This window comes from Pleomorphochaeta naphthae, from assembly GCF_055396005.1.
On the sequence record NZ_AP042457.1, the window covers coordinates 3,256,361 to 3,271,885 of the forward strand.

Consider the following 15,525-nt stretch of genomic DNA (forward strand, 5'->3'; position numbering starts at 1 on the left):
ATATTAACATCCTCTCATTTTATAAACAACTACAGTAAAAAATAAAAGAGTAAAGTTAAAAAAGATTTATATTTTTCTTCTTTTTTAAATGAGTATTTAATTTGAGGTTAATCGAGATACAAAATAAAATAAAAATTTAAAGCAAATAATAATAAAATCTAATAATAGATATTAAAGTTTAGTTATAAAGGATGGAAATATGAGTGTATTCGATGATTTAAATTTTATTATTATTGAAGGTAGATTAACTAAAGATCCTGTATTTAGAGATTTTAACAATAATAGTTGCGTAAGTACTTTAACAATTGCGGTCAATTCTTCTTATAAAGGTAAAGATGACTCCTATGTTCAGGAAGTTGGCTATTTTGATATCGAGGTATGGAATGGGGCAGCTAAAGCTTGTAATCAATATTTAAGTAAAGGTAGTAAAATTCGTGTTAAAGGTAGATTAAAGCAGAATAGATGGGAGAGTAAAGATAAAGTTAAAAAATCAAAAATTTATATTAAAGCAGATAGTGTAGAATTCAAAAGTGAGGGTAAAAAAGCCTCGATTAATGCAGATGAGTTAAATTCTGGAGATATTAATACTTCTCTTGGAATTAGTATGGTTGAGCCTTTTTAAAAAGTAATGCATCAAGGTAGAACTTGATGCATTAGTAATTTAGTAATATTTAATGATTTTTAGTCATTAAAAGCTACAACTTTATTTCTTCCAGATTCTTTAGCTGTGTAGAGAGCTTTATCAGCTATAGTTACTAATCTATTTTCATCTGGAACATCGTTTTCTGGATATGAAGAATATCCGGCACTAATTGTAATTTTAATTTGTTGATCGCCATGTTTAATAGAGCTATCTTCTACCATGTGCCTTACTCTTTCGGCTACAAAATGGGTGTCTTCTTTAGATGCCCCTGGCAATATAACAAGGAATTCTTCTCCACCATATCTGATAAGAAAATCTCCTTCACGTATTGCCATTCTAGATATTTTTGAAACATTGACTAAAACTCTATCACCAACTGTATGTCCATAAGTATCATTAACTACTTTAAAATGATCTATATCAAACATGATTATGCCAATTGGAAGATTATTTCTTATAGCTCTTGAGAACTCTTCTGTCAATCTAACCATACCAAATCTTCTATTATATAAACTTGTCAGAGGATCATTTGCTGCAAGTTTTTGTAGTTGTTCATATGTAATTGCATTTCTAAATGAAAGAGCAAGCCCTCGTAAAAACATTTCAAAAGCATATTCTTTTTCTTTATCAAATTTAGAGGATGATGAAATTATTAGAACCCCTATTGGTAAATTTTTATATAATAATGGTTCAATAATTGTTTCAACTGGATAGAAATCAACAAGTGGTGCATCAATTTTTATTTCTTTATTTAATTGAAATTTTTGGCCAGTTTTTAATTTCATAGCTGTCCAAATAGCATCATTATTAACTAGCTTATCACTATTTTTAATATTCATAGATGAAGCAATAAAAAGTTCTCCACCTTGTTCATATAAAATAGCTCCAGCTTGAGATCCCATAAAGCTATTAATTTGATCTAAAGCTTTTTGAGCTAATTGTTTAATCTCAAGTTGACTTGAAAGCATTTCATTAAATTCTTTAATAGCTTGCTCATTTTTCATAGAACTAGATAGTGTATGTACTAAATCATTGAAAGCTTGGGCACTTTGACCTATCACATCTTCTGAATCAACTTTTATAATACAATTTTTTTCACAATTTTCAGCTAGTTCAGCAGAGGACATTTGAGTTTGTAGTTTATCTTTTACGTATGTCATTTTACTAGCTAGTAAATTTAATCTTTTTCCTACAATATTTTTAGCTAGCAATATATTTATAGTCCCAACAATAATTCCTGCAAATATACAAAGGAAAATGAAAAGTGGAGTCATGATATAATTTTTAGGAACACCTGTTGCAATTACAAAAAATGGGAATATTATTCCAATCACCAATCCAAATCCTATCATAAAAATCGCTAAATCTTTGAATACTTTTTTTGTTATTCTCATCTGGTAATCCTTATAAGATAATATATATCTCTATAATTCAATATATGCATTTAAATATCATTTAGCAATAACAATGGTTAAAAACATCCCATTTTGAAGAAAAATATCAAATTTTTTTCATTTTTTTATGTATTTTAATTATATTTTTTTGGAAAATTGTTATTTTTTTGAGATAATTATTATATTATTTTTAATATTAAATTATAAATTGCTTATAATAATAGGAGATGAATAGTAATAAATATTTTATTTTTCTAATGTCAAAATACAGTTTGATTTGCAATATTTATTACCTTGATAAGTATATGTCAGTGTTAAAAAAAATCAAAATTTTATATTTCTTAGTTCCTTTATTAATTTTTACAAGTTGTAGTAAAGAAAAATCTTTAGAGACTCAAACACAAATAGCGTTAGGTACTGTTTGTTCGATTCAATTAGAGAGTGATGTCTCTTCACAAATTTACAATAATTGTTTTCAAATCCTAAGTGATGTTGAAAAAGAGCTTAGTAGAACTAGAAGTGATAGTTATATCAGTATTCTAAATAGAGATAAATATGTTCAAGTAAATCAAGAAGTATTTGATTTATTTAAATTTGCTATATCTTTAGCAAAACAAAGTAATGGAAAGTTTAATATTGCAATGGGGGAAGTAATAAGTTTATGGGATATAGGGGGAGATAATCCAAGAGTTCCAAGTGAAGAAGAATTGACAAATGTTAATATTGATTATAATCAAATAAAATTAAATGAAGCTGATTTAAGTATAGAAATTCCAAACGATATGGAAGTGGATTTTGGTGCATTAGGAAAAGGTTATGCAGCTGATAAACTTAAATCATATCTTGAGAGTGAAAACATAGATAAAGCAATTATCAATTTAGGTGGTAATGTATTAGTAATAGGAGAAAAGGATAAAAATACACCTTGGAGTATAGGATTACAAGACCCAGATGATGTAGATAATATTTATAGTGTAGTTAAAGTTAAAGATTCATCAATAGTAACCTCTGGGACTTATGAGCGTTTTTTTTATCAAGATGGTGTTAAATATCATCATATATTAGATCCAGAAACTTTATATCCTTGTGAAAGTGATATTATAAGTTCAACAATAATTGGAGAGAGTTCTCTAATTTGTGATAGTTTATCTACAACTTGTTTTCTTTTAGGCTCCTCTCAAGCTATAGAGTTTATGAAAAATTATGAAGGATATAATGCATTATTACTTTTAGAAGATGGATCAATAGTTACATCTGATGGTTTTAATATAGAATTTAAGTTAATAGATAATTAAGTATTATATTCTTCTTCATTATTCATTTTTCCAAAACTATCACCACCTGTGACTGTAATATAAAAATCTTCATTAGTGTTAGTATCAATGAAATATAGATTATCTTTGAATCTTCTATTTATTGTTCTAGTTGAAGTTTCAAATGAAGAGTCAACTGCGGCATTTGAAAGTGGGTAAGTGTTTTCCCACATTCCGAGATTTGCTAATTTTTTTGCAGTTTTTAAAGTATTTTCATTAGCAAAACCTTCACTATTTTCGCTTTTTTGGTTTGAATATATTAAACAATCCATGACCTCACTATTATAAGATGGGGAATTTAAAACAAGGACACATCCATTATTAGAACTTAAGCCAGCTTTATTTTCACTTATATAACAATCTGTTTCGACATTTTGAAAAGAAATAACGATAAATTCTCCTTCATAAGCATAAACATCAGGCAAGATACATCTATCTGAATAATTATCATTAAATCCATCAGCTATAACTATTCCAGCTAAAGAACCACTTTTAGTTACTACTAATTCGACCTTGTCGCATTTTTTACTAGTTCCTTTAGTTGATACTTCACTTATTAAAACATTAGCCATTTCATTGTTTTTTGTATAAACAAAGGAATTAACCAAAGTAGAATTTCCATTTAAATCTTCAACTTTAATTTCAATAGTATTTTTTACCCCAGGAGTTAAAGGATCTTTAAGATAGTAAGTTATAACATTTTTTCTAACACTATAATTTGAAACCTGTTCATTATTAAAGATTAATTCAACTGTAGATTTATCGTTTAAAATTTCATCAAATACTATTTCGACAGAGTAAGGGGTATTGCTTTCAATATATTCAAGTTTTGGAGGGGTACTATCAATTTCTCCAATTAGATTAAAAGTATTGATTAGCCTTGATTCACAAGAGATACAAGTCCATAATGAAATAGTAAAAAGAAATAGAAACTTTAATTTTTTTTTCATATATTTATATATTAAGAAAAAATATATATTGCCCCAAAAAAGAAAACTCTTTAAACTCAAAGAAAAAAAATAAAGGATTAATTATGGCAAAATTGTGGCAAAAAGAATACTCTTTAGATTCATTGATGGAAGATTTCACCGTTTCTAATGATTATTTATTAGATCAAGATTTAGTAATTAGTGATACCCTCGCTTCAATAGCACATGCTAGAGGTTTAAATAAAATTAACATATTAGATGATGAAGAACTTAAGACTTTAGAAAAAGGCTTGAGAGAAATTATAGAGTTAAAAGAAAATGACAACTTTAAAATTACAAAAGAAAATGAAGATTGTCATACTGCAATTGAGAGTTATTTAACAGAGACTTATGGAGAAGTTGGTAAGAAAATACATACTGGCAGAAGTAGAAATGATCAAGTACAAACTGCTTTAAGGCTTTGGATGAGAGAATTTAGTGTTAAACTTTCAAGTGAAAGTGCCAAATTAGCTAAGGCTTTACTTAACTTTAGTGAAAAATATAAAGATATTCCTATGCCAGGAAGAACTCATATGCAAATTGCCATGCCATCTTCAGTAGGACTTTGGGCCTCATCATTTGCAGAAGAATTTTTAGACCAAGCAAAGAGAATTAATGATTTTATTTCAATTTTAGATCAATCTCCACTAGGCTCTGCCGCTTCATATGGAGTTCCTTTAGATTTAGATAGAGAGTTTACTGCTAAACAAATGGGTTTTGCAAAAGTTCAGAAAAATGTTTTATATGCAAATAATAGTAGAGGTAAATTTGAAGCTATGCTATTAGATTTGTGCGATTATGTAGCTCTAACTTGCAGTAAATTAGCTCAAGATTTAATTTTATTCACTTTGCCTGAATTTGGTTATTTTTCTCTTCCAAAACAACTTTGTACAGGAAGTTCAATTATGCCACAGAAAAAAAATCCTGATGGCCTAGAACTAGCTAGAAGTAGATCTGCTGTAGTAAGTAGTACTTCCTTTAGAGTAAAGTCAATTATTAGATCATTACCTTCAGGATATAATAGAGATTTCCAAGATACAAAAGAACCTTTATTAGTTGGAAGTAAGGCTACTTGGTCATTAGTTGCTATTATTGGAAAAATGATAGATAAAGTTGAAGTTCATGAGGATGCTCTTGTTAAGGCATGTGTAAGTGATTTATATGCAACTGATGAAGTATTAGAGAGAGTAAAAAGAGGTGAAAACTTCAGAGATACCTATAAATCAGTCGGCCTAAATTTAGACGATGTTAAAAAATATGATCCATATGAAACTATAAAAAATAGAAGCAGTATTGGAACAACTAATAATTTATGTTTGCAAGAAAATTTTAATGAAGTAAAACTATTGCTTGAGACAAATGAAAAATTATTAAATAAGTACAAAAAAGCTTATAAAGCTCTTTGTGATAGGGAAATTGAAGTAGTAAATATATAAGTAAAAATAATATGACAAATTATTCTTATTTGGAATTGAAAAATACTTACTAATTATAGTATTCTAAAGTTATGAGCATCATTAAACCCCACAAACTCGGTGTTATTGCTGGCCCGGGTAGTGAATATTTTACAAGCAAGGTCGTAAAGCATTTGCGCAGATTATACAAAGAGCGATATGATAAATTATCTGGTGCACTTGCTAAGCGACATGATATGAGTGAGGAACAGATCTTACAGATGGTCACCTTAATAGATGACATGAATAGTAAGAAAATTCCTAGAAGGAAGTGTCCAACACAATTTCAGTGTCCGGATTTCACAATTAGAGCGAACTATACTAGATTTGCTAATGGAGAAGAGAAGGCTGAAATTCTCGATCCTGTAAGAGGTCTTAGAGTCTTTTTTATTTATGACGTCTCTAATATGGAATTGATTAAGGTAAATGGTACTAGTGAACCCATCAGACTTAGTGTTAATGATCACATAATGTTTTTATTAACAACTATACATGCTATAAAATTAGCTGGTGCTGAATCTATTACATTAGTCCTACCTACTTTTCCTTATTCAAGACAACATAAAAAAAATAGTCGTGAAGCCTTAACTGCAAGTTTATTTTCTCACATCTGTGATATGTTAGATGTTGAAAGAATTATAACATTAGACATACACTCAAGAGAAATCGAAAATAGTTTTATGAAAACTCATCTTGAGAATTTACATGGTTCTTACCAAACTTTGATTGCTTTAAGTAGATTAATCGATTTAAGTGATCCTGATATCGTAGTTGTATCCCCTGATACAGGAGCTATTTCTAGAAACAAGTTCTACGCCCAATCTCTCCATAGGCCGTTAGCTGTTTTATATAAAGAAAGAGATTATTCTATAGTAAGTACAGATGCAAATCACACTAATATTAAAAACATTAATTTATTAGGTGATGTTGAAGGTAAGACTGTTCTCATGGCTGATGATATGATTGCTACTGGTGGAACAATGATTACTGCTATGAGAGAATTAATGAAGAAAGGTGCAAAACAAATAATTTGTATGATCTCTCTTCCTTTTTTCAATGGTGGTGGTATAGAGAATTTCGATAAAGCTTATAAAGAAGGTGTCTTCTATAGAATCATTGGAACAAATTCTGTTACACATGGACATGATTTATTAGATAAACCTTGGTTCGTACAAGCCGATATAACTGAATTATTTGCTCGAACTATAAGCCGCTTACACCACGGTAGATCTATTAGCCCATTATTGGATAATAGAAAATTCATACAGAAATTAATCGATTCACAACAAGCCTCTGGCGCCTTTAGTGAAAAGGGTGTTAGAAAAGACAAGTAATTTATTTTACTTTATTTAAAGACCCAAATTAAAACTTTGGGTCTTTTTTGATATGAAAATAATTTAATTATTGAGTTTTGTAGTATTTTATTATATATTTCATACACCAAAACTAAATAAATTAATATAAAACTAAGAATTATTAAGGAGCCCTTTATGCAAATGTCCCACAGAATATCCGGATTTCAATGTTCACCAATTAGAAGATTATCTCCATATGCTGTTGCGGCCACAAAAAAAGGGATAAAAGTTCATCATCTAAATATAGGGCAACCTGATATTAAAACACCTAAAGAAGCTTTAGATGCAGTTAGAAATTATTCAAAGCCAAATATTCCATATGGACCAAGTGAAGGCCTTTATGAACTTAGAGAGAGCCTAGTTGAATATTATAAGAATATAGGGGTTGATATAAATGTAGAGGATGTTCTAATCACTACCGGAGGATCTGAAGCTTTACAATTTGCTTTTATGACTTTATGTGATCCATATGATGAAATAATTATCCCAGAACCGTACTACACGAATGTAACAAGCTTTGCAAGAACAGCAATGGTTGATCTTGTTCCGATTACTAGTAGGATAGAAGATGCTTTTTCTCTTCCTCCAATTGAGGAATTTGAGAAAAGAATAACTAGAAAAACTGGAGCAATTTTACTTTGTTCACCTAATAATCCAACTGGACATATTTACACAAGTGAAGAGATGATATCTATTTTAGAACTTTGTAAAAAACATGATATATTTTTAATAGTTGATGAGGTTTACAGAGAGTTTTGTTATGAAGATGATTTTTCTAGCGTTTTATCATATAAAGGCTATGAAGATAGAATCGTATGTATTGATTCATTTTCTAAGAGATTTAGTATGTGTGGTTCAAGAATTGGAGCTGTTGTTACAAAGAATGAAGAGTTTAAAGCTAATATATTAAAATTATCACAAGCTAGACTTTGTCCTCCAGATATAGAACAAGTTGCAGCAATAGCAGCTTTAAAAACTTCACCAACCTATCTTAAAGATGTAAAAGAAGAGTATAAAAAGAGAAGAGATTTTTTAAGTGATGGTTTAGCTAAAATTGATGGTGTGGTTTACTCAAAACCAAAAGGTGCTTTTTATTTGGTAGCTCAACTTCCAGTTGATGATGCTGAGAAATTTGCTATTTTTATGCTTGATGAATTTAGTTATGAGAACGAGACAGTTATGATAGCTCCTGCTGAGGATTTTTACGTAACCCCAGTAATTGGTAAGAAGCAAGCTCGAATTGCATATGTTTTAAACACTAATGATTTAGAGAGAGCTTTAATCTGTTTAGATAAAGGTTTAAAAGCTTATAAAGAAAAATATCTTTAAATTAATAAATAAAAAAGCTGTTATTTAATAGGTAACAGCTTTTTTAAATTAAAAGAATTTATCATCTTCAGTAGTTAAAGAATGGATAAAAGGAATTAAAACAGATAGTGCAATTTCATTATGCCCACCTTCAGGAATAATTAAATCAGCATATTTCATAGTAGGTGCTATGAAATTATAAAAACCAGGTCTAACTACTTCTAAGTATTGGTTTATAACACTTTCAGCTGTTCTGCCTCTTTCTGCGATATCTCTTTTAAGTCTTCTGATGAATCTAATATCGTCTGGAGTATCAACATAAAGTTTTAGGTCTAACAAATCACGAATAGCTTTATCGTATAGAACCATTAAGCCTTCGATAATTACTAAACTTTTAGGTTGAACGGTAAGAGTCTCTTCTTTTCTTTGATGATGAACAAAATCATATTCTGGCATTTCGATAGGTTCACCTTTTTTAAGTTTTGCCAAATGAGTATATAATAAATCCATATCGAAAGCATCCGGATGATCAAAATTAAAAGCTGTAATATTTTCGTTATTTATAAAAGTCGCACTTTTATAATAATTATCTTGAGGGATAAAAACGAAATCTGAACAAACTTCACTTATTTTTCTTACAATTGTAGATTTACCAGAGCCAGAACCTCCAGTAATCCCTATAATTTTAACGTCCATTAATTAATCCTTATTAAGGTAAGTTGTTTTATTAAGAATAACTCTATCAGATTCAAAAGTAAATATAAAGATAAGAATTATAATTTAGATAAGAAGTAATAAATTAATCTGAGAGCAAAGAATATAAAATAATTTAACAAAAATAAAATAATAATTGTTGTTAAAATTTTGACTTATGCATACAATGCATTTATGATTTACTATCTTGCATTTTTCTTTGTTAATTCAACCTTTGTAATAATAAATCCATACCTTCAAGTTGTACTTAGTAATTTAGGTTATGGATTTAAAGCTGTAGGCATTTTTCAAGCTTGTTTTGAAGGTATCGGGATATTAGGGCCTTTGGTAGTTGGTTATTTAGCAACGAAAAAGGGATGGTATAAACCACTGACTATTTTTTCATTAATAGCTAGTAGTTTATTCTTTTATGCTTTAGCTTTTGTAAATTCACTTTTAATAGTTTTTCTTTTATTAATATTAACAGGATTCTTTTTCAGATCTATTGCTCCCTTACTAGATTCAATAGTAAACATGTCAATTCAAGGGGATAGTTCCAAATATACTAAAATAAGAAGTGCTGGGACTTTAGGATATGTAGTAATATCTGCACTTCTATCTTTAATGAAAAAACCTGTTGTAGATTCAAATAAGAGTATAGGATTTTGGTTACTTGTAATTAGTTTTATATCTGTCATTCTAATGTTTTTCGTTCCAAGAGAAGAAAAGATTGAAATACCATTACCAAAGTCAAATAAAAAAGAAGACAACCAATGGTATAATAAAGGTTTAATTATTGGTCTTATAATAATGGGATTAAGCCGTATTTCAATGGCAGGTATTTTTTCCTTTATATCTCTTTATTCAATTCAAGTTGTTGGCTACACAGATTTAACTACATTAAATTTAGTTGCTGCAATTACTGAATTTTTTGTGATGATATATAGTGGCTATCTTTTACAAAATCATAAAATTAAATCTGTAAATCTATTATTATTAGGAATATTTGCAGTATTTGTAAGATTATTCATTTATGCTTTTTTTCCAGGAGTTAAATTCCTCTTAATTGCTCAATCCCTTCATTGTTTATGTTATGGGGCTTTTCATGTTGCTTCAATAAAATTTATAAACCAACATGTTAGGATCGATAAGAGGGGAGTTGGAATTAGTTTATATTATGCTTTAGCAACAGGATTACCCACAGTTATAGGATCTTCTGTTGGCGGGGTAATAGTTTCTAATTATGGATTTAATACTTTATTTATTACATACGGTTTACTTAGCTTATTTGCGGTTCTAATAGGTATTATATTTCATAAAACTTTAAATGAAGAACTAGTTCTTAATATGTAATGTAAATTACTTTTAGATAGTTGTATTGAATAAAAAAAATGTTATAATTTGTTTGAAGCAGGAGTATAGATAAATATGAGCAATAATGGTAGATGGGATTTAGAAAAAGTTAATATAGCAAAAGATAAAATTGAAAAAAATTTAAAAGATGCAACACGCTTAATTGAATCAGATATTTATTCAATTTTAAAAAATATTGAAAACTATGATCCATTAATTACACTAAAAGTTATTGCAATTTATGTAGATGAAATAATTAAAAAAAATAAAACACGATTAGATTTACAAAGCAGTGTATTTGGATTAATGAGGTTCCTTATTAAATGGGTTGCTTCTAATCCTAATGAGTTTTCATCTAACCAAGACATCTCAACTTTTGATAGAAACAAGTTAAAGAAATTATATGCACAATTAGAAATTCATACTATAAAATACTTAGATAATTTAGTATTACAAAAAGCTTTAGATCCTTCATATCGCACTCAAATGCAGTCTATATTCCACAATTATATCAAACCATTACCAACTAGCTTAGAGAACTTAAATGATAAAATACTTGAATTAAAATGTTTATTATTACCATTTGCTCCTGAGATATCAAATACATTTGATACAGATTTAGATGGTTTATTAGAAGCCGTTAAAGCCCTAACATATAATGGATATAAAGCAATGGATCTATTAAATGAAGATGTTGAGCTATTTTCTAATAAAACAGAGAGTAAGATTAAAGAATATAGAGAAAAGGGTTATACACTCGAAAATAAAGATTTATTGAAATTAATACTAAAAGAAGAAAACTGGCAAGATTGGTTTGACAATATAAGAGGGAAAAGTGAAGGCTTTGATTTATTTGATGCAAAGAAATTAACAAAACTATCTCAAAAAGATATAGACCTTCTCTCCATAGAAGCAGGTAGTGTTAAAGTAGAAGATTATTGTTGGTTAAAAGAAAGTGCAGGAGTGGATGATTCCTTATTTGTAAAAATAAATAATAAATCCTATATTTTTGATGGCATGTTTGCTAGTGACAAAGCATATCATGCAATAAAAAAAGTTATATTAAGAGCTAATCCATCATATAAAGACTATTGGGAAGAAAATGAAAAGAGAAAAAGAGCTATGTTACCTTTCTCTATTTTTGCAGGGGTATTTAGTAAATTAGCTTATACTTTAAATTTTAAGTATAAAGATACAACCTTTACAACTTTTTTTGAGAAAGATAATCAAAAAGTGTATATGCAAGTTCCTTCAGCTCATGGTTATGTGATTCCTGTTAATCCAATTAAAGATATAGAAGCCTTAAATAAAGCTATTATAGCTAATAGAGATTGTACAAAATATTTTGATGAAATTAGCGATCCAATTATAGTTGTTGTTGAAGATAATAGAAGTGAGAGTATAGAAGAAATTAATAATGTTTATAAAGTCAAATTATCATATGTTGTAACTCTTATGAATGATTTTGCTAAAATTATAGATTTTAAGAAATTGATTTTCAAACTAGATTCTATTAATGAAAAAGATGAACACCATAATGATAGAACTGAGGTAAAAACTCCAAAAAATTTTGAATTACAATTTAATAATATTGAAAAAACCTTTGATGAAGATGATTTAATGGATGAAACTGATGAGATTAACTTGATTAAAGATTCTAATATTGAAATACATAGCGATAATTTCGATTTTGATGAAGATGATCTAATGGATGAAATAGCTAAAGAGGAAGATGAAATTGAAAACATAGAAGAATCCATCTTTGATTTTGATGAAGATGAACTTTTAGAAGAGGATAAAAACTTTGTTCAAAATGAAGATATTACCTCTTATGAAAATGTAGAAGATTCTCTTGAAGCTACTTTTTCAGATAAAACATATTCAAGTGACATTGAAGAGAATAATGACATAGAAGATGAGAATACAGATGATATTGTTGAATTAACTAATGTAGATTCCACCCTTGAAACAAAAGAAATTGATGATGACTTTGATGAAGATGATTTAATGGATGAAATAGCTAAAGAGGAAGCTGAAATTGAAAACAGTACTAGTCAAAGAAATCCTAAAATTGATATAGATGAAGATCCTAATGACTATAATCTAGTAACAGATTCTCTTGAAGACACTTTTTCAAATAAAAAATATTCAGGTGAAGTTAAAGAAAATAGTGAAATAGATGAAGTTAATTTAGATGATATTGTTGAATTAACTAATGTAGATTCTACCCTTGAAACAAAAGAAATTGATGATGACTTTGATGAAGATGATTTAATGGATGAAATTGCTAGAGAAGAAGAGGAAGCTGAGAAAAAAGCTCAAGAAAAAGCAGAAAGCAGTAGTAGCTTTTCCTTTTTTGATTTACTAAATAATGTAGCTAAGGGTAAAGATCCTCTTGGAAAAGATGAAGATAAGAAAGAAGAAGAAATAATAGAAAAGGAAGAACATAATAAGGATACTAAAAAGCAAGTTGAAGAAAACCCCAAAAAAGGATTTTCCTTTTTTGATGTTTTAAATAATGTAGCAAGTGGAAAAGATCCACTAGCAAAAGAGGAAGAATTTATCCCTCAAGATAAAGAAATATTAAAAAAACCTAAAATTACCCCAACCTTCATTGAATCTTATCAAGAAGAGTTAGCCAAAATTGACTCAGATGATAGTGACCTAGAAAATTATGGCTCTTTTTTAGATGATGAAAATGAAGAGCTTTTTGACGATACACAAGCTTTTGACGATACACAAGCTTTTGACGATACACAAGCTTTTGACGATACACAAGCTTTTGACGATACACAAGACTTTGACGATACACAAGACTTTGACGATACACAAGACTTTGACGATACACAAGACTTTGAAGATACACAAGACTTTGAAGATACACAAGACTTTGACGATACACAAGCTTTAGACGATACACAAGACTTTGAAGATACACAAGACTTTGACGATAAAGAAACTTTTAATAATAATACAGAGATGCAATCTAGGTCTAATTCTGATGCTTCGATTGAAGAAAAATATATTGACAAGGAAGTTATTAAAGTTGATTTAAAAGAATATAATGCTATAAATGAAAATAGGATTATAGAAACTGAAATTCCTTCAATAACAGAAATTTGGCCTAAAAGAGTAATAGAAATTTTAAATATATTAGAAAATGAAGACAATACATTTTTTGAAATATGCAAAGCAGAGGATAGAGATTTATTAGAAGGAATAGACTATCTAATTGATAAGACCTTGCAAAAACAGAGACAAGATAAAAAGGAAAAAATGTTTACTATTCCAGGTTATGATTTAACCTTAGTTTTGGCCACAGGGCAAAATGATAAATTAAAACTATGGGAGAGAAAGACTAATTTAGGAGCAGTTATGTATTCACAAAACAAAGAAAAGTGGAATGCTCTGATTTTAAGATATGATAATGATGATAATTTGGTTGATGCTAAACAAATAGAATTAAAGAAAGATGATTTTGACTCAGTAGATTGGAAGTTTGTTATATCAACAGGAAATAGATTAAAAAAAGGTTAAAATGGATAAAGAATTAGAGAAGAGATTAGAATTTGCAAAAGTTATTGCAAAGGAAGCTGGAGATTTTGCACTATTAAAAAGAGATAATCAAGATTTTACAATTTCTCAAAAAAGTTTAAATGATTTTGTAACTACAGCAGACAAAGAAACAGAAAAATATATATATTCTAAATTGCATGAAGCTTTTAAGGATGATGGTTTTTATGGAGAAGAAGGCGAGGAGCAATTTGGTAATGGAAGATGGGTTGTAGACCCAATTGATGGAACTACAAACTATTTTAGAAATTTACCAACATGGGCTATTAGTATAGCTTATGAAAAAGAATTTAATCACCCTCTTTTAGGTGTAATATATGCTCCTTGTTTAAATGAATTGTTTTATGCTGCTAAAGGGTATGGGGCATTTAAAAATAATATGAAAATTCAAGTTTCCACTGTTAGTAGTATAGACCAAGCTATTAATGTTTGTGTTCCCCCACATAGAATTAAAGAAAAATATAATCTATATGTAGAAAATATGATAAAAATAGGAGTGAATTCAAGTGATTTAAGATCTTTTGGTTCATGTGCTTTAGAGTTGTCATATATCGCTTGTGGATATTTAGATGGGTATTATGAGTTAGGTTTAGGCTATTATGATATAGCAGCAGGTAAAATCATTTTAGAAGAAGCTGGTGGAAAATTTTCAGCAATTGGTATAGATTATGAGAATAAAAATAAACATTTTGATATACTAGCGACAAATGGAAAACTACATAATTGGTTTGAAGAAGAAATATTAAAAAAATAAATATGAGGAAACATGAAGAAGTATAAATTAATTATTTTTGATTTTGATGGTACTTTGGTAAATTCATCCCCAGGGATTTATAACACTGCGAATTGGACAATTAAACAGTTAGGTTTAGAAGAAGTAAATGATATAGAACAATTAAATAAGTTTATTGGACCTCCTTTAAAAGATTGCTTTAAGTTAACATATAATTTAGATGATAGTTTATTAGATAAAGCTTGTGATATATATCGACACCAATATGAAAAAAAAGGTCAATATGAAGTTGAAACTTTCGATGGAATTGAAAATCTTCTAAATCAATTAAAATCTAAAAATTATATTTTAGCTGTTGCGACAATGAAATATAGAGAGATAGTATTTAGTATGTTAGAACATCTTAATTTAGCTAATTATTTTGAATATATCGATGGAACAAATATAGAAGGGACGAAATATAAAGCCGCAATTTTAGATGAGATAGTTGAGCATTTTAATGTTGAAAAAAATGATGCAATATTGATTGGAGATACAATTCATGATCAAAATGCTGCTAAAGAAGCTGAAATTGACTTTTTAGCTGTTAGTTATGGTTTTGGCTTTGATAAGAATACTAAAATGTCTCCTCCAATGATAGGTCTTGCAACTAGTCCTAAAGATATATTATCATATATACTATAAATATAAAAAAAAATATAAAAAAAATAATTATTATTAAAAATAATAGGAGAAAAT

Annotated in this window: 12 protein-coding genes; 9 read left to right on the plus strand and 3 right to left on the minus strand. The window is 28.4% G+C overall.

All coding sequences use genetic code 11. From position 1 onward, the window contains the following. Nucleotides 1-199: 199 nt before the first annotated feature. Nucleotides 200-622 carry a single-stranded DNA-binding protein gene (locus ACZ5SO_RS14790; protein ID WP_464625654.1) on the plus strand — a complete coding sequence of 141 codons (423 nt, stop codon included), beginning with the start codon at nt 200-202 and terminating at the stop codon, nt 620-622. A 59-nt stretch (nt 623-681) separates the two neighbouring features. Here the strand turns inward: ACZ5SO_RS14790 and ACZ5SO_RS14795 are convergent, their stop codons facing one another. Beyond that, nucleotides 682-2,037 carry a sensor domain-containing diguanylate cyclase gene (locus ACZ5SO_RS14795; protein ID WP_464625656.1) on the minus strand — a complete coding sequence of 452 codons (1,356 nt, stop codon included), beginning with the start codon at nt 2,035-2,037 and terminating at the stop codon, nt 682-684. A gap of 311 nt (nt 2,038-2,348) precedes the next feature. Here ACZ5SO_RS14795 and ACZ5SO_RS14800 point away from each other — a divergent pair, with 311 nt between their 5' ends. Next, nucleotides 2,349-3,332, plus strand: a complete 984-nt coding sequence (locus ACZ5SO_RS14800) for an FAD:protein FMN transferase (protein WP_464625658.1) — start codon at nt 2,349-2,351, stop codon at nt 3,330-3,332. Here the strand turns inward: ACZ5SO_RS14800 and ACZ5SO_RS14805 are convergent. Then, complete coding sequence (locus ACZ5SO_RS14805) at nt 3,329-4,300, minus strand: hypothetical protein (protein WP_464625659.1); 972 nt, start codon at nt 4,298-4,300, stop codon at nt 3,329-3,331. The genes ACZ5SO_RS14800 and ACZ5SO_RS14805 overlap by 4 nt on opposite strands. An 83-nt stretch (nt 4,301-4,383) precedes the next feature. On the opposite strand from ACZ5SO_RS14805, the gene argH reads away from it, so the two are divergent. The 3 genes from argH to ACZ5SO_RS14820 all read left to right on the plus strand — a co-directional run bounded on the left by argH (nt 4,384) and on the right by ACZ5SO_RS14820 (nt 8,456). Further along, a complete protein-coding gene (argH, locus tag ACZ5SO_RS14810) occupies nt 4,384-5,754 on the plus strand; it encodes an argininosuccinate lyase (RefSeq protein WP_464625661.1) in 1,371 nt (456 codons plus the stop codon). Nucleotides 5,755-5,825: 71 nt separating this feature from the next. Then, nucleotides 5,826-7,106: a ribose-phosphate diphosphokinase gene (gene prs / locus ACZ5SO_RS14815; protein WP_464625663.1), complete on the plus strand. Its 1,281-nt coding sequence runs from the start codon at nt 5,826-5,828 to the stop codon at nt 7,104-7,106. 156 nt (nt 7,107-7,262) lie between these two features. Continuing rightward, nucleotides 7,263-8,456 carry a pyridoxal phosphate-dependent aminotransferase gene (locus ACZ5SO_RS14820; RefSeq protein ID WP_464625665.1) on the plus strand — a complete coding sequence of 398 codons (1,194 nt, stop codon included), beginning with the start codon at nt 7,263-7,265 and terminating at the stop codon, nt 8,454-8,456. A 48-nt stretch (nt 8,457-8,504) separates the two neighbouring features. Here ACZ5SO_RS14820 and udk read toward each other — a convergent pair whose 3' ends face one another. Beyond that, nucleotides 8,505-9,131, minus strand: coding sequence for a uridine kinase (udk, locus tag ACZ5SO_RS14825; RefSeq protein WP_464625666.1), 627 nt, complete (start codon nt 9,129-9,131; stop codon nt 8,505-8,507). 192 nt (nt 9,132-9,323) lie between these two features. Here udk and ACZ5SO_RS14830 point away from each other — a divergent pair, with 192 nt between their 5' ends. The 4 genes from ACZ5SO_RS14830 to ACZ5SO_RS14845 all read left to right on the plus strand — a co-directional run bounded on the left by ACZ5SO_RS14830 (nt 9,324) and on the right by ACZ5SO_RS14845 (nt 15,471). Next, entirely contained in the window at nt 9,324-10,481 is a 1,158-nt protein-coding gene (locus ACZ5SO_RS14830; RefSeq protein WP_464625668.1) for an MFS transporter, read from the plus strand. Nucleotides 10,482-10,556: 75 nt separating this feature from the next. Further along, complete coding sequence (locus ACZ5SO_RS14835) at nt 10,557-14,018, plus strand: hypothetical protein (protein WP_464625670.1); 3,462 nt, start codon at nt 10,557-10,559, stop codon at nt 14,016-14,018. A gap of 1 nt (nt 14,019) precedes the next feature. Then, nucleotides 14,020-14,808, plus strand: coding sequence for an inositol monophosphatase family protein (locus ACZ5SO_RS14840; RefSeq protein ID WP_464625672.1), 789 nt, complete (start codon nt 14,020-14,022; stop codon nt 14,806-14,808). A gap of 12 nt (nt 14,809-14,820) precedes the next feature. Further along, nucleotides 14,821-15,471: an HAD-IA family hydrolase gene (locus tag ACZ5SO_RS14845; RefSeq protein ID WP_464625674.1), complete on the plus strand. Its 651-nt coding sequence runs from the start codon at nt 14,821-14,823 to the stop codon at nt 15,469-15,471. The last annotated feature ends 54 nt before the right edge of the window (nt 15,472-15,525 follow it).